Source organism: Mycobacterium sp. Root135, assembly GCF_001426545.1.
Taxonomy (GTDB): Bacteria; Actinomycetota; Actinomycetes; order Mycobacteriales; family Mycobacteriaceae; genus Mycobacterium.
The window spans coordinates 286,094-305,452 of the sequence record NZ_LMEZ01000007.1; the positions used below are offsets into that span (position 1 = coordinate 286,094).

The 19,359-nt window shown below is 68.5% G+C and carries 17 protein-coding genes; 12 read left to right on the top strand and 5 right to left on the bottom strand.

All coding sequences use genetic code 11. From position 1 onward, the window contains the following. The first annotated feature begins 128 nt into the window (after positions 1-128). The 4 genes from ASD37_RS21610 to ASD37_RS21625 all read left to right on the top strand — a co-directional run bounded on the left by ASD37_RS21610 (position 129) and on the right by ASD37_RS21625 (position 4,561). The gene (locus tag ASD37_RS21610) at positions 129-359 is read left to right on the top strand and encodes a CsbD family protein (RefSeq protein WP_056556253.1); all 231 of its coding nucleotides are present in this window, start codon (positions 129-131) and stop codon (positions 357-359) included. Positions 360-476: 117 nt separating this feature from the next. After that, positions 477-1,304, top strand: coding sequence for an FAD binding domain-containing protein (locus ASD37_RS21615; protein WP_056556257.1), 828 nt, complete (start codon positions 477-479; stop codon positions 1,302-1,304). Beyond that, complete coding sequence (locus tag ASD37_RS21620) at positions 1,301-3,901, top strand: molybdopterin cofactor-binding domain-containing protein (RefSeq protein WP_056557476.1); 2,601 nt, start codon at positions 1,301-1,303, stop codon at positions 3,899-3,901. Before ASD37_RS21615 ends, ASD37_RS21620 begins: the two co-directional genes overlap by 4 nt. A 111-nt stretch (positions 3,902-4,012) precedes the next feature. Further along, positions 4,013-4,561, top strand: coding sequence for a restriction endonuclease (locus tag ASD37_RS21625; RefSeq protein WP_056556259.1), 549 nt, complete (start codon positions 4,013-4,015; stop codon positions 4,559-4,561). 12 nt (positions 4,562-4,573) lie between these two features. Here ASD37_RS21625 and lat read toward each other — a convergent pair whose 3' ends face one another. Together lat and ASD37_RS21635 are read right to left on the bottom strand one after the other, a co-directional pair. Next, positions 4,574-5,914 (bottom strand): L-lysine 6-transaminase, encoded by a 1,341-nt coding sequence (gene lat / locus ASD37_RS21630; RefSeq protein WP_056556263.1) that lies wholly within the window; start codon positions 5,912-5,914, stop codon positions 4,574-4,576. Between the two features lie 52 nt (positions 5,915-5,966). Next, positions 5,967-6,428: an Lrp/AsnC family transcriptional regulator gene (locus tag ASD37_RS21635; RefSeq protein ID WP_056556266.1), complete on the bottom strand. Its 462-nt coding sequence runs from the start codon at positions 6,426-6,428 to the stop codon at positions 5,967-5,969. Between the two features lie 30 nt (positions 6,429-6,458). On the opposite strand from ASD37_RS21635, the gene ASD37_RS21640 reads away from it, so the two are divergent. Genes ASD37_RS21640 through ASD37_RS21655 form a run of 4 tightly spaced genes read left to right on the top strand, consistent with a single transcriptional unit; the run spans position 6,459 to position 12,014 of the window. Further along, positions 6,459-7,688 (top strand): VOC family protein, encoded by a 1,230-nt coding sequence (locus ASD37_RS21640; RefSeq protein ID WP_056556269.1) that lies wholly within the window; start codon positions 6,459-6,461, stop codon positions 7,686-7,688. Beyond that, positions 7,685-9,229, top strand: a complete 1,545-nt coding sequence (locus ASD37_RS21645; RefSeq protein WP_056556272.1) for an aldehyde dehydrogenase family protein — start codon at positions 7,685-7,687, stop codon at positions 9,227-9,229. Before ASD37_RS21640 ends, ASD37_RS21645 begins: the two co-directional genes overlap by 4 nt. Before the next feature lie 16 nt (positions 9,230-9,245). After that, positions 9,246-11,201, top strand: coding sequence for a molecular chaperone HtpG (htpG, locus tag ASD37_RS21650; protein ID WP_056556275.1), 1,956 nt, complete (start codon positions 9,246-9,248; stop codon positions 11,199-11,201). Between the two features lie 6 nt (positions 11,202-11,207). Next, a complete protein-coding gene (locus ASD37_RS21655) occupies positions 11,208-12,014 on the top strand; it encodes an SDR family oxidoreductase (protein ID WP_056556278.1) in 807 nt (268 codons plus the stop codon). Between the two features lie 12 nt (positions 12,015-12,026). Here the strand turns inward: ASD37_RS21655 and pcaD are convergent, their stop codons facing one another. Genes pcaD through ASD37_RS21670 form a run of 3 tightly spaced genes read right to left on the bottom strand, consistent with a single transcriptional unit; the run spans position 12,027 to position 14,163 of the window. After that, complete coding sequence (pcaD, locus tag ASD37_RS21660; RefSeq protein WP_056556281.1) at positions 12,027-12,794, bottom strand: 3-oxoadipate enol-lactonase; 768 nt, start codon at positions 12,792-12,794, stop codon at positions 12,027-12,029. Then, a complete protein-coding gene (locus tag ASD37_RS21665; RefSeq protein WP_056556284.1) occupies positions 12,791-13,471 on the bottom strand; it encodes a CoA-transferase in 681 nt (226 codons plus the stop codon). Before ASD37_RS21665 ends, pcaD begins: the two co-directional genes overlap by 4 nt. Beyond that, positions 13,468-14,163: a 3-oxoacid CoA-transferase subunit A gene (locus ASD37_RS21670; protein ID WP_056556287.1), complete on the bottom strand. Its 696-nt coding sequence runs from the start codon at positions 14,161-14,163 to the stop codon at positions 13,468-13,470. Before ASD37_RS21670 ends, ASD37_RS21665 begins: the two co-directional genes overlap by 4 nt. 93 nt (positions 14,164-14,256) lie before the next feature. On the opposite strand from ASD37_RS21670, the gene ASD37_RS21675 reads away from it, so the two are divergent. The 4 genes from ASD37_RS21675 to ASD37_RS21690 all read left to right on the top strand — a co-directional run bounded on the left by ASD37_RS21675 (position 14,257) and on the right by ASD37_RS21690 (position 19,042). Then, positions 14,257-15,141 carry a LysR substrate-binding domain-containing protein gene (locus ASD37_RS21675; RefSeq protein ID WP_056556290.1) on the top strand — a complete coding sequence of 295 codons (885 nt, stop codon included), beginning with the start codon at positions 14,257-14,259 and terminating at the stop codon, positions 15,139-15,141. Between the two features lie 121 nt (positions 15,142-15,262). Beyond that, on the top strand, positions 15,263-16,732 hold the full coding sequence (locus ASD37_RS21680; RefSeq protein WP_082570326.1) for an APC family permease: 1,470 nt from the start codon (positions 15,263-15,265) through the stop codon (positions 16,730-16,732). Beyond that, positions 16,722-18,002, top strand: coding sequence for an aspartate aminotransferase family protein (locus ASD37_RS21685; protein WP_056556293.1), 1,281 nt, complete (start codon positions 16,722-16,724; stop codon positions 18,000-18,002). The genes ASD37_RS21680 and ASD37_RS21685 overlap by 11 nt, the downstream gene beginning before the upstream one ends. Then, positions 17,999-19,042: a phosphotransferase enzyme family protein gene (locus tag ASD37_RS21690; RefSeq protein ID WP_056556296.1), complete on the top strand. Its 1,044-nt coding sequence runs from the start codon at positions 17,999-18,001 to the stop codon at positions 19,040-19,042. The genes ASD37_RS21685 and ASD37_RS21690 overlap by 4 nt, the downstream gene beginning before the upstream one ends. The last annotated feature ends 317 nt before the right edge of the window (positions 19,043-19,359 follow it).

A 19,359-nucleotide genomic window follows, 5' to 3' on the forward strand; every position in this document is an offset into this window, starting at 1 on the left:
GCCGAGACCGTTTAGTCGGACGGGTTGTCGGGCAGCCTTCGTGCACGGGGCGCACGGCGACCGTGTGTCCTACGCAAGATGGCGTGACCCACCGTCACCGCCACAGCACCTACGAACGAGAGGCAACCATGAGCGACAGTGGTCCCGAAGCAGGCGTCAAGGGCGTCGTCGAAGACGTCAAGGGCAAGGCGAAGGAAGTCGCCGGCACCGTGACCGGCAATGACGATCTGAGCCGCGAGGGCGAGGCCCAGCAGGACAAGGCGGACGCCCAGCGCGACGTCGCGAAGAAGGAAGCCGAGGCCGAGGCCGCTCGCGGCAGCGCCGAAGCAGCCGAGGCTCGCCAGAAGTCCGCGCAGTAGCGCACGGCGACATCGAAGGGCCCGGCCGGGACGTCTTGGCCGGGCCCTTCGCCGTCGGCTTGGTGTTCGCGCGCCGTATGACATGCGGCGGCCGCGAAGCGGCACTACCGTCGACGGGTGGACCTGACCACGATCGAGACGATCAGCACGCCCCGGTGTCGGGACGAACTGTGGCCGCTCGGCGCCGCCGACGCCGTCGTGGCCGGCGGGACGTGGCTGTTCTCCGCGCCGCAACTGAGTAGCCGACGTCTGGTCGACATCACGCAGTTGGGCTGGGCACCGGTCGTCGTCGACGCCAACGGGATCGAGTTGGCCGCGACCTGCACCGTGGCCCGCGTGTCGGCGCTGTCGGCAGAACTCCCCTCCATCCGACCCGACTGGCTGGCGGCGCCGCTCCTCCACCAGTGCTGCACCGCGTTGCTCGCGTCGTTCAAGGTCTGGAACGCGGCGACCGTCGGCGGCAACCTGTGTCTGTCCTTTCCGGCCGGGTCGATGATCTCGCTGGCCTGCGCGCTGGACGGTGAGGCGCTGGTGTGGCGAGCCGACGGTGACGACTACCGGTTGCCGGTCGCCGATTTCGTGACCGGCGACGCGACCAACGTGATGGGCGTCGGCGACGTGGTGCGCTCGGTCCACCTGCCCGCCGTCGCGTTACGCAGCCGGACGGCGTACCGGAAGCTGGCGCCCTCCCCGCTTGGCCGCTCCGGCATCGTCGTCATCGGCCGCGTCGACGACGACGGTGGGTTCGTCCTGTCGATCACCGCGGCGACGGTGCGGCCCTACGTGTTCACCCTCGCGTCGGTCGACGTCGACGCGGTACGGAAGGCACACGCGAGCATCCCCGACGACGCATGGACCGACGACCCGCACGGGGACCCGGATTGGCGTCGCGGTGTGTCGCTGGTGCTCGCGGAGCAGATTTGTGCGGAGTTGCGACCGTGTTGACCGTGAACGGCCGAGCGCTGCAGGATGATCCGTGGCCCGGTCAATGCTTGCGCACCTATCTGCGCGACAACGGCCACTTCGAGGTCAAGAAGGGCTGCGACGGGGGCGACTGCGGGGCATGCTCGGTGCTGGTCGACGGGGCGCCGGTGCACTCGTGCGTCTACCCCGCGTTTCGGGCCGCGGGCCGCGAAGTGACGACGGTCGCCGGCCTCGGCACCCCGGAGCATCCACATCCCTTGCAGCGACAATTCGTCGACGCCGCCGGATTTCAGTGCGGATTCTGCACCGCGGGGATGATCACCACGACGTCGACGCTGACGCCAGCACAACTGGCCGACCTGCCGCAGAACTTGAAGGGCAACCTGTGCCGCTGCACCGGTTACCGCGCGATCACCGACGCCCTGGCCGGCGCGGTCAACACCAAGAAGACCGGGGGCGCAGGCGATTCCGTCGGCGCTCCGGCGGGCCTGCGGGTGGTCACCGGCACCGAGCAGTACACCATGGACCACGCCATCGACGGCCTCCTTCATCTGGCGGTGCTGCGCAGCCCCGTCGCGCACGCCAGGATCCTTTCGGTCGACACTGCTGCGGCGCAACGGATTCCCGGCGTTCGGCTGGTGCTCACCCATCGGGACAGCCCCGCCGTCGCGTTCTCGACGGCGCGCCACGAGAGCAGACTGGACGACCCCGACGACTCCTTCATCCTCGACGACACGGTCCGGTTCGTCGGTCAGCGGGTCGCCGCCGTCGTTGCCGACACCCTCGCCGTCGCCGAAACAGCGTGTCGGGCAATCGTCGTCGAGTACGAGGAACTGCCCGCGGTGTTCGATCCCGAGCTGGCCACGGCGGCGGGCGCTCCACTGCTGCATGGCGGGAAGTCCGCCGAGGCCCGTATCGCCGACCCGACGCGCAACCTCGTCGCCGAGGTGCACGGCGGTGTCGGCGACGTCCAGGCCGGGGTGGCGCGGGCGGTCGAATCCGGCGGCGCGGTCGTCCGCGGACGGTGGCACACTCAGCGCGTCCAACACGTCCACCTCGAGACACACGGGTGCACCGGATGGCGAGATGGCGACGGCCGCTTGGTGATTCGCACCAGTTCGCAGGTGCCGTTCCTGGTCCGAGACGAGCTGTGCCACGTCTTCGGCTTGGATCGCGACGAGGTGCACGTGTTCACCCGCCGCCTGGGCGGCGGCTTCGGCGGCAAGCAGGAGATGCTGACCGAGGATCTGGTCGCCTTGGCAGTGCTGCGACTGGGTGAGCCGGTGCGCTACGAGTTCAGCCGGTCCGACGAGTTCACCGCCGCGCCGTGTCGTCACCCCTTCCGGGTCGACGCCACCGTCGCCGCCGGGCCGGACGGGGTGCTGACCGCGCTGTCGGTCGACGTCCTGGTCGACGCCGGCGCCTACGGCAATCACAGCGTCGGCGTGATGTTCCACGGATGCAGCGAATCGGTGTCGGTCTACCGCTGTCCCAACAAGCGGGTCGACGCACAGGCGGTGTACACCAACAACATTCCGTCGGGCGCGTTCCGCGGCTACGGGCTCGGTCAGGTCATCTTCGCCGTCGAGTCGGCGTTGGACCAATTGGCCGAGGAGCTTGGCGTCGACCCGGTCGACCTACGGCGCCGCAACGTCGTGGTACCCGGTGACCCGTTCACCGACGCCCACGTCGCAGACGACGACCTGACCTATGGCAGCTACGGCCTCGACCAGTGTCTCGACCTGGTGCAGCACGCCTTGGCCTCGGGTGAGGGATCGCCGGCTCCGGACGGCGAGCAGTGGCGCGTCGGCGATGGCGTGGCGGTGGCGATGATCGCGACCATCCCGCCGCGGGGGCACTTTGCCGACGCGTCGATCTCGCTGGACGCCGACGGCGACTTCACCCTCGCGGTCGGCACCGCCGAGTTCGGCAACGGGACTTCGACGGTGCACGGGCAGATCGTGGCCTCCGAGCTCGGAGTGGACGTCGGCCGGGTGCGCCTGCGCCAATCCGACACCGACGCAACGGGTTACGACACGGGAGCGTTCGGCTCGGCCGGCACGGTCGTCGCGGGACTCGCCGTCCAAGCGGCGTGCCGGGATCTGCGCGCAGCTCTCGAGGCCAGCCCCGACGTCCGCCCGCTCACCGGCCACGGTCGGCACGACGGCACACCGCGGTCGGTGGCGTTCAACGTGCAGGGGTTCCGCGTCGCGGTCGACGTCACGACCGGCGAGGTGCGGATACTTCAGTCCGTGCACGCGGCCGACGCGGGTGTGGTGATGAATCCCGAGCAGTGCCGTGGCCAGGTGGAGGGCGGCGTCGGTCAGGGCATCGGAAGCGCGTTGTACGAGGAGATGCGCACGGGTCCCGACGGTGCCGTGACGACGGTCGATTTGCGGGGGTATCACATTCCGCAGCTCGCCGACCTGCCGGTGACGGAGGTGTACTTCGCCGACACCTACGACGAGCTCGGGCCGTTCGGGGCCAAGTCGATGAGCGAGTCGCCGTACAACCCGGTGGCTCCTGCGCTCGCCAACGCGATCGCGCGGGCATGTGGCGCGCGCCTGCATCGGCTGCCGATGACGCCCGCACGAGTGTGGCGCGCCCTCAACACCTGACCCCCTTCCCCGCGAGCGTGCGTGTCTGAGGGCGACACGCCGGTCACATTCGGGAGTTCGCGCACGCTCGCGCCGTCGGATTGTCGGTCGGGCGGCATAGCATTCCCACCCGTGTGGAAGGTCTACGCCGTGGTGGCGCTCGCAGCGGGCATTGCCGCGCACGCAGCGGGACTAGATCTACGGTGGAGCCTCGTCGCCGCCGTGCTGGCGCCCGCGCTGCCCGCGTTCCTGGTAGGCGTGCTGCGGGGCGCCCGCACCCCGGCCGCCCGGGAAGACCCCGCCGTCGCCAAGCAATCCATGACCGGCACCGAATTCGAGGATCACGTCGCCCGCATCGCCCGGTCCAGTGGCGCGTCGGTCATCATGACGGCCGTGACGGGAGACTACGGCGTCGACCTCGTCGTCGGCCGACGCCCGAATCGTCTTGCCATTCAATGCAAACGGCAGTCCCGGCCGGTCGGCTCCGGCGCCGTGCAGGAGGTGGTGGCCGGTGCCGTGATGCACGACTGCGCGCACACCATGGTCGTCACCAATCACGACTTCACCCCGGCCGCCCGGCGCCTCGCCGAGCGGCACGGCTGCGTCCTGGTTGGCGGCGCAGAGTTGACCCGGCTCGGGTCGACGATCCGCCGGCTGGTGAACCCGGAACCGGCCCGATAGCCGTCGCGGCGGTTAGAGCTCGGCCAGCACCGCGCGCACTGCGTCGACCGCGGCGTCGAGCTCGACCTTGGAGACGGTCAGTGCGGGCCGGAAGCGAACGCTGTCGGGTCCACTGGCAAGCATGATCACGTGGCGGTCCCACAGCTTGGCGATCAGCGTGTCGCGCTGTGCTGCCGTCGCCATGCTGAACGCGCACATCAGGCCTCGGCCGCGCGGGTCGACGACCAGCCCGGGGAACTCGACGGCCAGATCCTCGAGCCGACCCAGCAGGTACCGGCCGAGTTCCGCGGCACGGGGCATCAGGCCTTCGCCCTCGATGGTCTCGAGGATGCGCCGCGACCTGACCATGTCGGTCAGGTTGCCGCCCCAGGTTGAGTTGATCCGCGAGCTGACGGCGAACACGTTGTCGGCGACGTCGTCGACCCGCCGGCCGGCCATCACGCCGCACACCTGCGTCTTCTTGCCAAACGCGACGACGTCGGGCATGACGCCCAATTGCTGGTAGGCCCAAGCGGTTCCGGTCATCCCGCAGCCCGTCTGCACCTCGTCGAAGATCAGCAGCGCGTCGAACTCGTCGCACAGGTCACGCATCGCGGCGAAGAACTCGGCGCGGATGTGACGGTCGCCGCCCTCCCCCTGGATCGGCTCGGCGATGAAGCACGCGACGTCGTGCGGGTTGGCTTCGAAGGCTGCGCGGGCCTGACGCAGGGACTCGGCCTCGAGCTCGTCGACGTTCGCACCGGGCCGCAGGTACGGCGCGTCGATGCGGGGCCAGTCGAACTTCGGGAACCGCGCGACCTTGTTGGGATCGGTGTTGGTCAACGACAGCGTGTAGCCGCTGCGGCCGTGGAACGCGCCTTGCAGGTGGAGCACCTTCATGCCGAGCTCCGGGTCGACGCCCTTGCTCTCGTTCAGTCGGCTCTTCCAGTCGAAGGCGACCTTGAGCGCGTTCTCGACGGCGAGTGCGCCGCCGTCGACGAAGAACAGATGCGGCAGGGCGGGATCGCCGAGTACGCGGGCGAACGTCTTGACGAATCGGGCCATCGGGACGGTGTAGACGTCGGAGTTGCTCGGCTTGTTCACCGCTGCCGCGGCGAGTTCGGCGCGGAACGCCTGGTCGTCGGCCAGCGACGGGTGGTTCATGCCGAGGGCCGAGGAGGCGAAGAACGTGAACATGTCCAGGAACGTCTCACCGGTGCGGGCGTCGACCAGGTGCGAGCCGGCCGATCGCTCGACGTCGAGGACGAAGTCGAGCCCGTCGGCCAGGATGCTGCGACTCAGCACCTCGCGGACGTCGTCGGGTGCCACGGAGGGGCCGGGGGTGCGGACGCGGGAAGGCAGGACAGCGGTCATACCGGCATCCTAACGGAACTTTTACGGCCTGCGCGACAATAGGCAGGATTTTCTACGGTAGGACGTCGCGGTCCTCGTAAAAAGTCTGTAAGATGATGGTGCTCCGGGTGCGGACATTGGCCGCTGTCCGGATCTGTTGCAGCAAGTCTTCGAGCGCTCGCGCCGACCGGACACGCACCAGGAGGACGTAGCTTTCGTCCCCGGCCACCGAGTGGCACGACTCGATGGCCTCGATGTGTTCGAGCCGCGCGGGCGCGTCATCGGGTTGAGAGGGATCGATTGGGGTGATGGACACGAACGCCGAGAGCATGTTTCCGACGGCCTCGGGGTCGATCCGGGCGTGGTACCCCGTGACCACCCCGCGCGTCTCCAACCGTCGGACGCGGGACTGCACCGCGGACACCGACAGACCCGCACTCACCGCCAGGTGCGCCAGCGTGGCCCGGCCGTCGGCCACCAACTCACGAACCAGCGTCCTGTCGATGTCGTCGAGCTCGTCGGAAACGTCGGCCATGGCCGGAGACTATCGCAGGGTGTCACTGAGATGAGCGTCATGACTGCCGAGCTCAGGAGTCGCTTCGCCGCCGCTCTCTCACGGATGTACGGCGCCGAGGTGCCCGCGTACACGACGTTGGTCGACGTCAGCACCGAGGTCAACCGCGATCACCGCCGCGACGACGGTCTGGGTTCGCTCGCGCGCGTCACCGCCGAACGCCACGGCGCGATCCGGGTCGGCAGCCCCCGCGAACTCGCCGACGTCGCCGACTTGTTCGCCGCCTTCGGGATGTACCCGGTGGGCTTCTACGACCTGCGCGAGGCAGCCTCCCCCGTCCCCGTCGTGTCGACGGCGTTTCGGCCGGTCGACGCCGACGAACTGGCGCACAACCCGTTTCGCGTGTTCACCTCGATGCTCGCCACCGCCGACACCAGGTTCTTCGACCCCGAACTGCGGGCGCGCGTCGACCGATTCCTTGGTGCGCGTGAGCTGTTCGACCCCGAGCTGATCGCCGTGGCAAGGACGATCGCGGCCGACGGAGGGTGCGGATCCGAGAAGGCCGACGAGTTCGTCACCCGCGCGGTGTCGGCGTTCGCCCTGTCGCGCGACCCGATCGACGCCGGTTGGTACGACGAACTGTCGCGGGTGTCGGCCGTGGCCGCCGACATCGCCGGCGTGCGGACCACCCACGTCAACCATCTGACGCCGCGGGTGCTCGACATCGACGAGCTGTACCGCCGGATGGTCGCCAGGGGCGTCGCGATGACCCGCACCATCCAGGGGCCGCCGCGGACCGACGGGCCGGCCGTGCTGTTGCGGCAGACGTCCTTTCGCGCGCTGGCCGAGCCGCGCCGGTTCCGCGACGCGCAGGGCGTCGTGACCGAGGGGAGCCTGAGGGTGCGCTTCGGCGAGGTCGAGGCCAGGGGCGTGGCGCTGACCCGCTCCGGCCGCGACCGCTACGACGCCGCGATGCACGCGCAGGACCCGTCGTCGACGTGGGCCGACCACTTCCCGTCCAGCCACGCCGAACTGGCCGCCGAGGGGCTGGCCTACTACCGTGGCGGCGACCCGGCCAAACCCGTTGTCTACGAAGACTTCCTGCCCATCTCGGCGGCGGGCATCTTCCGGTCCAACCTCGACGCCGAGCCGACCGCCGCTCGCTCCGGCACGTCGGATGCCGAGAACGACTTCACCTATGACGCAGCGTGGCTGGCCGGTGCCATCGGCCAGCACGTCCACGACCCGTACGACCTCTACGAGAAAGCAGCAGCACAGTGACTACCAGCTCGACCACCACCGCACTCCCCACCGCCGACGAGCTCCGCGACCGGGCTCGCGCCGCACTGAAGGCCGTCGGCTCCGCCGTCGAACTCGGCGAGCCGGGTGGTGCCGGCCTGCAGGCCAGCACCCCGGTCACGGGTGACGTGCTCTTCACCGTCACCGAGACCACCTCCGACGAGACCGACGCGGCCATCGCCGACGCGGCGGCGGCGTTCGCGGCGTGGCGGGTCACGCCCGCACCCGTGCGTGGCGCCCTGGTGGCGCGGCTCGGTGAACTGCTCGTCGAACACAAGGCGGACGTGGGCACGCTGGTGACCATCGAGGCGGGCAAGATCACCTCGGAGGCCCTCGGCGAGGTGCAGGAGATGATCGACATCTGCCAGTTCGCCGTTGGCCTTTCGCGGCAGCTGTACGGGCGCACCATCGCCTCGGAGCGCCCGGGCCACCGGTTGATGGAGACCTGGCACCCGCTGGGCGTCGTCGGCGTCATTACCGCCTTCAACTTCCCCGTCGCGGTCTGGGCGTGGAACACCGCGGTGGCCCTGGTGTGTGGCAACACCGTGGTGTGGAAGCCGTCGGAGCTGACTCCGTTGACGGCCATCGCCTGCCAGGCGCTGATCGAGCGGGCCGCGGCCGACGTGGGCGCGCCGGCGAACGTGGCGCGACTGATTCAGGGCGGCAGGGAGATCGGCGAGCAGATGGTCGACGACTCCCGGGTCGCGTTGGTCAGCGCGACCGGTTCTGTGCGGATGGGTCAGCAGGTCGGCCCGCGGGTGGCACAGCGGTTCGGCAAGTCGCTGCTGGAACTCGGCGGCAACAACGCAGCCATCGTCACCCCGTCGGCGGATCTCGACCTGGCCGTCCGCGGCATCGTGTTCTCCGCGGCGGGCACCGCGGGACAGCGGTGCACGACGTTGCGCCGGGTGATCGCCCACACCTCGGTCGTCGACGCCCTGGTCGAACGCATCACCGCGGCGTACCGCAGCCTCCCCATCGGAGACCCCTCCTCCGACGGGACCCTCGTCGGGCCGCTGATCCACGAGCGCTCCTACCGCGACATGGTTGGCGCACTAGAGAAGGCGGCGGCCGACGGCGGCGAGATCGTCGGCGGTGACCGACGCGACCTCGGTGAGGGGTCGTTCTACGTCGAGCCCGCCGTCGTGCGGATGCCAGAGCAGACCGCCGTCGTGCACGACGAGACGTTCGCACCCATCCTCTACGTCCTGACCTACGACACCCTCGACGAGGCCATCGCGCTCAACAACGCAGTGCCGCAGGGTCTTTCGTCGGCAATCTTCACCACCGACGTGCGCGAGGCCGAGCGCTTCATGGCCGCCGACGGGTCCGACTGCGGCATCGCCAACGTCAACATCGGCACCTCGGGCGCCGAGATCGGCGGCGCGTTCGGCGGTGAGAAGCAGACCGGCGGTGGCCGTGAGTCGGGGTCTGACTCCTGGAAGGCCTACATGCGTCGGGCCACCAACACCGTCAACTACAGCTCCGAGCTGCCGCTGGCCCAGGGAGTGCATTTCGGCTAGCGGTTATCATCGCGGCGTGAGCGAGCAAGTCGAACAGAGGGAATTCCAGGCAGAGGCCCGTCAGCTGTTGCAGCTGATGGTGCACTCCATCTACTCCAACAAGGATTCGTTCCTGCGGGAGTTGATCTCGAATGCGTCCGACGCACTGGACAAGCTCCGGCTCGAGGCGTTCCGCAACAAGGACCTCGACGTCGACGTCTCCGATCTGCACGTCGAGATCGAGACCGGGGCGAGCGAAGCGACGGGGGAATCTGACGCCAATGCCGGTGCCGGCGGACGCACGCTGACGATCCGCGACAACGGCATCGGCATGACGCGCGACGAGGTGGTCGACCTGATCGGCACCCTCGCCAAGTCGGGGACGGGCGAACTCCGCAAGAAGTTGGGCGAGGCGAACAAGGCCGCCGACGCCGAAGAGCTGATCGGCCAGTTCGGCATCGGGTTCTACTCGACGTTCATGGTGGCCGACTCGGTCGTGCTGCTGACCCGCAAGGCCGGCGAGAGTTCAGCCACGCGTTGGGAATCCAGCGGTGACGGCACCTACACCATCGCCGAAGTGGACGACGCCCCACAGGGCACCTCGGTGACGCTGCACCTCAAGCCCGAGGACGCCGACGACGAGCTGCACGACTACACGTCGCCGTGGAAGATCCGTGAGCTGGTCAAGAAGTACTCCGACTTCATCTCCTGGCCGATCCGGATGGAGGTCGAGAAGACCGCCCCACCGGCCGAGGAGGGCGGCGAGCCGACGGTCACCGTCGAAACCGAGACGATCAATTCGCGGACGGCGCTGTGGGCCAAGCCCAAGAGCGAGGTCTCCGACGAGGAGTACGCCCAGTTCTACAAGCACGTCGCCCACGCCTGGGACGAGCCGCTCGAGGTCATCGCGATGAAGGCCGAGGGCACCTTCGAATACCAGGCGCTTCTGTTCATCCCCTCGATGGCGCCGTTCGACATCCTGAACGCCGACGGGCACACCGGGATCCAGCTGTACGTCAAGCGCGTGTTCATCATGGGCGACTGTGACGACCTGGTGCCCGAATACCTGCGGTTCGTCAAGGGCGTCGTCGACGCACAGGACATGTCGCTCAACGTGTCTCGCGAGATCTTGCAGCAGGACCGCCAGATCAAGGTGATCCGTCGCAGTCTCACCAAGAAGGTGTTGTCGACGATCAAGGACATGCAGGCCAACCGTCCGGAGGACTACCAGACGTTCTGGACGCAGTTCGGCAGGGTCGTCAAGGAGGGCTTGGTCTCCGACGCCGACAACCGCGACGCCCTACTGAAACTGTCGTCGTTCGCGACCACCTTCAGCGAGACCGCCCCCACCACGCTCGCCGACTACGTCGGGCGGATGAAGGACGGCCAGGAGCAGATCTACTACGCGACCGGCGAGTCGCGCCAACTCCTGGAGCGCTCACCACACCTCGAGGCGTTCAAGGCCAAGGGCTATGAGGTGCTGCTGCTGACCGACCCCGTCGACGAGGTGTGGGTGGGGTCGGTACCGGAGTTCGACGGCAAGGGACTGCAATCGGTCGCCAAGGGCGAGGTGGACCTCGGCGCCTCCGACGACGACGCCGACGATGAGAAGCACGGCGATTTCGCCGAGTTGCTGGCCTGGTTGCAGGAGACGCTGGCCGAGCACGTCAAGGAGGCGCGGCTCTCCACCCGGCTGACGTCGTCACCGGCGTGCCTGATCACCGACACGTTCGGCATCACCCCGCAGTTGGCCCGCATGTATCGCGCGTCGGGCCAGGAGGTCCCGGTCGGCAAGCGGATCCTCGAGCTCAACCCGGATCACCCGTTGGTGACCGGCCTGCGGGACGCCCGCGCGGCGGCCGAACCGTCCGACAGCCTGGCCGAGACCGCCGAATTGCTCTACGGCACGGCACTTCTCGCCGAGGGCGGGGTGCTCGACGATCCGGCCCGGTTCGCAGCGCTGCTGTCCGACCGGCTGGCGCGGACGGTTTAGCACCCCGTGCAGATCGAGGGCAGGGTCGCCGTCGTCACGGGCGCCGGTTCGGGGATCGGGCGGGAGCTTGCGATCGCCTTCGCCGCGGCGGGCGCGTCGGTGGTGGTGGGTGACCTCGCCGCCGACGGTGCCGAGGAGACGGTCGCGCGGGTCAGTGCTGCCGGCGGGGCCGCGGTGCCGGTGGTCGGCGACGCGGCCTCGGTCGACGGCGTCGAGGCTCTGATCGACCGGGCGCGAACTGAATTCGGTCCGGTCGACGTCTTCGTCGCCAACGCCGGGATCATGGGGCCGCCCGGGCTTGGCGACGACGAAGGCGACTGGGACACCGTTCTGGACGTGAACCTGCGCGCCCACGTGCGGGCGGCGAAGGCGTTGGTACCCGACTGGGTTGCGCGCGGCGAGGGCTACTTCGTGAGCGTTGCCTCGGCGGCGGGCCTGCTGACCCAGCTCGGGGCGGCGGGGTATTCGGTGACCAAGCACGCGGCGGTGGGCTTCGCCGAGTGGCTCTCGATCACTCACGGCGACAGCGGAATTGGTGTGTCGTGCGTGTGCCCGATGGGTGTTGACACGCCGTTGTTGACCGGCATCCTGGACTCCCCCGACCCGGTGGCGCGGATGGCGGGCGCCGCGGTGGCCACGGCAGGTGACGTCATCGGCCCCGACCAGGTGGCGGCCATGACGGTCGACGCGGTCCGCGACGGTCGATTCCTGGTGCTGCCGCACCCCGCGGTGCTGGACATGTACCGGCGCAAGGGCGACGACTACGAGCGCTGGCTCGCGGGTATGCGGCGCTACCAGGGCACGCTCGGCTGATCGGCTCGTCGTTCAGGACTGCAAGTGTTCCAGCAATGCCGGGGTGACCACGTCGGGCCGCTCGACGTTGGCTAGGTGTGCCGCGTGCGGCACCACCAGAAGCCGCGCGTCGGCGATGCCGTCGGCGATCTCCTCCAGCTTCGCCGGCGGGGTCGCCGGGTCGTCGGCCCCCGCGATCACCAGGGTTGGTGCCGTCACGGCCGAGAGCTCCTGGCGCAGGTCGAGTTTCGCGATCGCCTCGCAGCAGCCGGCATATCCCTTGGCTGGCGTCGAGCCGATCATCCGCTCCCATTCGGTCCGTTCCCGAGGCCGCGACTCCAAATACGCAGCGGTGAACCATCGCTCGACGACGGACGTCGCGACGGCGCCGGCGCCTTGGGCACGGACGAGGTCCGCACGATCGGTCCACGCCTGCGCGGGCGCCAGCTGCGCACCCGAGCACAACACGGCAAGTCGTCGTACGCGTTCGGGATTGCGGGCGGCCACCCGAAGTACCGTCATGCCGCCGAGCGACAGTCCGATCAGGTGCGCGGTTTCGACGCCGAGCCTGTCGAGCAGCGCGACGAGGTCGTCGGCGAGGTCGTCGATCGAATAGGGCCCGTCGGGCACCGGCGACGCGCCGTGCCCGCGGGTGTCGTAGCGCACCACCCTATAGTGCTGCTCCAGTTCGGGGAGTTGGGCGTCCCACATTCGGTGGGTGGAGCCGAGCGAGTTGGACAGCAGGACCACCGGCCCGTCCGCCCTGCCGGTGACGACGGCGTGTACCTCGACCGCGGTCATCGGGTGACCAGTTCGATCTCGACCCGCTCGGACAGCGCAGAGACGGCGATGCCGAAGGTCTCCAGCACGACGACGTCGCCTGTGGTGGAGTCGATGTCGAAGGTGGCGACTTCGGTGTACACCCGGCTGACGCACCGTAGACCGGTCAGCGGATAGGTGCACTGCGGGACCAGTTTGGCGGTGCCGTCCTTGGCGAACAGGTTCATCATCACGTAGACGCGCTTGGCGCCGATGGCCAGATCCATCGCACCGCCGACGGCGGGGATGGCGTCGGGGGCTCCGGTGTGCCAGTTTGCGAGATCGCCGCGCTTGCTGACCTGAAAGGCCCCGAGCACGCACACGTCGAGGTGGCCGCCGCGCATCATCGCGAAGGAGTCCGCGTGGTGAAAGTAGGACGCGCCAAGGGTTTCGGTGACGGGAATCTTGCCCGCGTTGGTCAGATCACCGTCGACGTCGTCGCCGAAGGCCCGTCCACCCATGCCGAGCATGCCGTTCTCGGTGTGCAGCACGATGCCGGCCGCCGGGTCGAGGTGCTCGGCGACGGTGGTCGGCTGCCCGATCCCCAGGTTCACATACGAGCCCGCCGGGATTCCGCGGGCGACGATCGCGGCGAGTTCGTCGCGGTCTAGCGGTCCCCTGTCGAGGTGTTCGACGGTCGATTCGAGGGTGTGGGTCATGATGCGACCTCCGTGGCGTCGGACAGTGCGGACAGGTTCAACACCCGGTCGACGTAGATTCCGGGGGTCACGACCGTCTCCGGGTCGATCTGGCCGGCGTCGACGACGCTGGCAACCTCGACGATCACCAGCTCGGCGGCGGTGGCCATGACGGGACCGAAGTTTCGAGCGGTCTTGCGGTACAACAGGTTTCCGACGGTGTCGGCCTTCCAGGCGCCGACAAGGGCGACGTCGCCGCGGATCGGATACTCCAGGACGTAGTCGCGGCCGTCGATGGTGCGGGTTTCCTTGCCCTCGGCCAGCGGCGTGCCCACGGCGGTCGGGCAGAAGAACGCCCCGATTCCCGCCCCCGCGGCGCGGAGGCGCTCGGCGAGGTTGCCCTGCGGCACCACTTCGAGGTCGACCCTTCCGGCGCGGTACAGCTCGTCGAAGACGTAGGAGTCCGACTGTCGCGGAAACGAGCAGACGACCTTGGCGACCCGCCCGGCGGCCAGCAGCGCGGCCAGTCCGGTGTCCCCGTTGCCTGCGTTGTTGCTGACGATGGTCAGGTCGGTGGCCCCCTGCTCGATCAGGGCGTCGACCAGGTGGGTGGGCATTCCGGCCATGCCGAACCCGCCGACCAGAACGGTCGCCCCGTCGGCGATTCCCGCCACGGCGTCGGCGGCGTCGGTGTGGATCGTCGTGCGGCTCATGGCGTCACCTTGCGCATGTCTCGACCTTAGAACGCCCAATAGGTATTCTGAAATACTCATATCGGCGCCATTGATAGTTCAGGAGTTTCAATCATGGAGCTGCGGCACCTGCGCTACTTCCGAGCGGTCGCCGAGGAACTGCACTTCGGGCGCGCAGCCGAGCGGTTGCACATCGCCCAACCGCCGTTGTCTCAGCAGATCCGCCAGTTGGAGCGCGAACTCGGCGTCAGCCTCTTGACCAGGAGCACTCGCCGGGTGGAGCTGACCAGGGCGGGCGAGTCCTATCTCCGGCGGGCGATTGCCGTGCTCGACGCCGTCGACGACGCCGGACACCAGGCGCGCCGCGTTGCCCAGGGCCTCGAGGGACATCTGTCGATCAGCTGCGTCGGTTCGGCGACGTACTCGGTGCTCCCCCGCCTGGTCCGGGCCTTGCGCGAGCAGATGCCCCACGTCGAGATCAGCATCCGCGGTGAGATGCTCGCCCCCGCCCAGCTCGACGCGCTGCGCAACCGTGACGTCGACATCGCCCTTCTGCGGCCGCCGGTCGACGATCCCGACGTGCAAACCGAGTTCGTCCGCCGGGACCGCCTGATCGTCGCCCTGCCCACGGCACACCCGCTCGCCGGACGGGACGCCATCGACATGGCGGATCTGCGCGACGAAGACTTCATCGCCCACGCAGGACAGGGCCGCTCGGTGATGGGTCGGCTCCTGTCGGCGATCTGCGCCGACGCCGGATTCGTCCCACGGATACGCCAAGAGGTCTCGGAGACCTCGACGTTGGTCACCCTGGTCGCCGCCGGTCTCGGCGTCGCGGTGGTCCCGGCCCCCACCGCCGATCTCGACGTCGCCGGGGTCACCTACCGGCCACTGGAGCCGTCGACGCTGGGCGTCGACCTGGTGGCGGCCCATCTCGGGGACGCGGCGCCACCGGCCGTCGAACGCGCGCTCGTCGTGCTGCGCGGCCTGACGCCGTAGCGCGTAAAGAAAGTCACTATGTCGGCATCTGGATCGGCGTCGTAACGTACGTCACGTTATAGGTCAACAAGTGTAGATCCTTACAGGAATTGACCTCGGCCCATCCTCGAGGAGCAGTCCGATGTCCGTCAGCACCGAGAAACTGCGGGGATCGATCGGCGTTGCCGGCATCGTGTTCCTCGTGGTCGCAGCAGCGTCACCACTGACCACGGTCGCCGGGTCCCTGCCGGTCATGATCGCCCTCGGCAACGGGGCAGGCGCACCGTTGACCTACGTGATCGCGGCTGCGGTGCTCCTGGTGTTCAGCATCGGCTACGCCGCGATGAGCAGTGCCGTCACCGACACTGGCGCCTTCTACGCCTACGTCACGAAGGGACTCGGCAGCAATCTCGGCGTGGGGGCCGCCGGTCTGGCCGTGTTCGCCTACACGACCATCCAGGCCGGCGTGTACGGACTGGCGGCCAACACCATCGGCTCACTGGTGGTCGAGTACGGCGGCCCAGACCTGCCCTGGTGGGTGTGGGCATTCGTACTGATGGCGCTCGTCGGCCTGGTCGGTTACCGCAACATCAGTGTCGGCGCGAAGGTCCTCGGCGTCCTGCTGATCCTGGAAGTCGTTGCGGTCATTGCGCTTTCGGTGGGCGTACTGGTCAAGGGCGGCGCCCACGGGATCGACTTCACGTCCTTCACCCCCGATTCCTTCCTCTCCGGCTCACCCGGCATCGCGATGATGTTCGCGATCGGGTCGTTCGTCGGGTTCGAGGCCACCGCGATCTACAGCGAGGAAGCCAAGGATCCCAAGCGCACGGTGCCGCTGGCGACCTACGTCGCCATCATCGTCATCGGCGTGCTCTACGCGGTGTCGAGTTGGGCGGTGGTGCTGGCCTACGGGAGCGCCGACGTCTCGGCGGCGGCCAACCAGGACACCGCCAATCTCACCTTCAACGCGGCCGCCCAGTACCTATCACCGGCCGCCGCCGACGCCATGGCCATCATGCTCGTCACCAGTTTGTTCGCGACACTGCTGGCCTTCCACAGCGCCATCTCGCGGTACTTCTTCGCCCTGGCGCGCCGCGGCTACGCCCCCCGCAGACTGGCCGAGGTGCACGACACGCACGGTTCGCCGCACATCGGTTCACTGCTGCAGAGCGCCTCCGCAGTCGTGCTGGTCGGGATCTTCGCGATCGTCGGTGCGGACCCGGTCCTACAACTGTTCACCTGGATGGCCGGCATCGCGATCGTGGCGATCCTCGCACTCATGGTGCTGACCAGCTTCGCGATCATCGCGTACTTCTGGCGCACCAATGACGACAACCGGTTGTGGCACACCCGAATCGCGCCGCTACTTGGCAGCCTCGGACTGATCGCCATCACCGGCCTCGTCCTGGACAACTTCACCACCCTGATGGGCGGCTCGCAGACCATCGCCGACGTCTTTCTCGCCACCACCGTCGCCGTGTTCGTCGGTGGGGTCCTCGCGGGCGTCGTCGTCCACCGCCGACGCGCCACGACGCTTCCACCGGCCGCGGTGACGCCCCACGCGATCCAGCCCGATCCGATTCTCGAGGAGACGACCACCCATGCGGAATGACGACGCACTGCTGAAGCGGCGGCTCGACGTCCTCGGTCACAACGCGCCCCTGTTCTACGACGAGCCGGTTCATCTGGTCCGCGGCGACGGCGTCTGGGTCGAGGACGCCGACGGCAAGCGCTACCTCGACGCATACAACAACGTGCCGCACGTCGGTCACTGCCACCCGCACGTCGTCGAGGCCATCGCCCGCCAAGCCGCGACGCTCAACCTGCACACCCGGTACCTGCACGAGACCGTCGTCGAATACGCCGAGAGACTGACCGCCACGTTCGCCGATCCGCTCGACACGGCGACGTTCACCTGCTCGGGTACCGAGGCCAACGAATTGGCCCTGCGCATGGCGCGATTCGCGACCGGCAACCAGGGCGTCATCGTCAGCGACTTCAGCTACCACGGCAATTCCGCCACACTGGCCTCGCTGACGACCGCCTTCCCCGTCGTCGAGGACTTCCCGGCGTTCGGTCGAGCCATCCCCATTCCGGACCCCAGCCGTGACGCACCCGGCGGGAGCCACGACGGACTCGCCGAGCGCTACGTCGCCCACGTCGTGGACGCCGTGCGGTCGCTGGACGCGCAGGGCCTCGGGGTGGCGGCCATCCTGGTCGACTCGTTCTTCGCCAACGAAGGACTGCCCGACCCCGTCCGGGGGTACGTGGCGCGGGCCGTCGAGGTCGTCCGCGACGCCGGTGGCATGTTCATCTGCGACGAAGTGCAGGCCGGCTTCGGTCGCACCGGTGACGCGATGTGGGGCCACGAACTGGCCGGCGTGACGCCGGACCTCGTGAGTCTGGGCAAGCCCATGGGCAACGGTCATCCGCTGGCAGGCGTCATCGCACCGAATGAGCTGGTCTCCGACTTCCAGACCGCGTCGACGTACTTCAACACCTTCGGCGGCAATCCCGTGTCGGCAGCTGCCGGGATGGCGGTGCTCGACGTCCTGGAACGAGAATCCCTGCAGGACAACGCAAGGGTCGTCGGCGCCTACGTGCGCCGGGGCCTGGAGAAGCTTCGGGGCACCTACCCGTTCGTGTCCGGCGTGCGGGGTCGCGGGCTGTTCTTCGGCATCGAAGTGGTCGACGAGAGCTCCGGCGAACCCGCACCCGAGCTCACCAAGAGACTGGTGAATTCGATGCGCGACCGCGGCGTGCTGCTGAGTCGCATCGGTCGGCACGACAACATCTTGAAGATGCGGCCGCCCATGGTCTTTGGCGTCGACCACGCCGACCTGCTGCTCTCGACGCTCGACGACGCACTCGGCGCCTCGTGAACGACGTCGTGGACTTCTACGCTCTCGACGATCTCGACCAAGCCGCTCGGCTCACCCTGCTGGCAGAATCGGCGGCAGCGCACTGGGACGGCGGTTTCCACGACGTCCGCCTGGTGAAGTACCGAGAGAACGCCGTCTTCTCGGCCCAACGCTCGGACGGGCAGCGCATCGCCGTCCGCGTGCATCGCCACGGGTACCACTCCGACGCCGCGTTGCAGTCCGAACTTCACTGGATGCGCGAGCTCGCCGACACCGCAGGCATCGAGGTGCCGCCGGTAATCCCCTCAGGCACCGGTGATCTCGTCGTCCGCGTCACCCACCCGGCAGTACCGGAACCACGGCAGGTGTCGGTCCTCGGCTGGCTGGGCGGCGCGCCGGTCGGCACCTCGGAAGACGGACTCGAGCTCGACGACTCCCTCGCCGCACGGCTCTACTTCGACGCGGGCGCGCTGGCCGGCTCCCTGCACAATCACTCCTGCACGATGATCGCCCCGGCTGGCTTCACCCGGCACTCCTGGGACGAGCACGGCTTGATCGGCGACGACCCACTGTGGGGCCGGTTCTGGGAGCTACCGGAGTTGCTTGCCGATCAACGAGAGGTGTTGCAACGAGCTCGATCTGCAGCACACCACGATCTGGCGGCGTTCGGCCGACACGAGGTCAACTACGGGCTGATACATGCCGACCTGGTACCGGAGAACCTCCTCAACGAAGACGGTCGGCTGAAGATCATCGACTTCGACGACGCCGGGTACGGCTGGTACCTCTTCGAACTCGCCACCGCGCTCTACTTCAACGTCGACCTCGCGGCCTATTCACGCATCCAGGATTCGCTGATCGCCGGCTACCGCTCCACCCGCCCGCTGACGCCGCACGAGGAAGCCCTGTTGCCGCTGTTCCTCTTCCTCCGCGGAACCACCTACGTCGGGTGGGTTCAGTCGCGGCCCGAGACCGAGACCGCCAAGACGATGAGACCCATGCTGGTCGAGCGTGCCTGCCTGCTGGCGGGGCGCTACCTGGCCGCCCGCGGTTCGGCATGACATTCTTGCCGTCTCCGGCCTTCCATCAACGTCTGTTGACTCAACATTCGGGCCCGCGGGCGAGTCGGGCGCTGGCCGGAGAGCTGATCGGCGTCCGGGAATCCTTAGCGCGCATCATCTTGCCACCCGAAGGTGATGCAGCGCACACTCATGCCGTGCCGACTCGAGTCACCGTGGTCGCGCCGTCGGCGATACCGGGCCGTCGGCTCATTCGCGCAGTCCTGAGCTCGGTACGGACGGCGGCAGGCATAAAGGTTCCCTTACGTGAACCCGTCTCCGCGCACTCGTCGCAGGTGACAGCCTTTCGGTCAACGCCG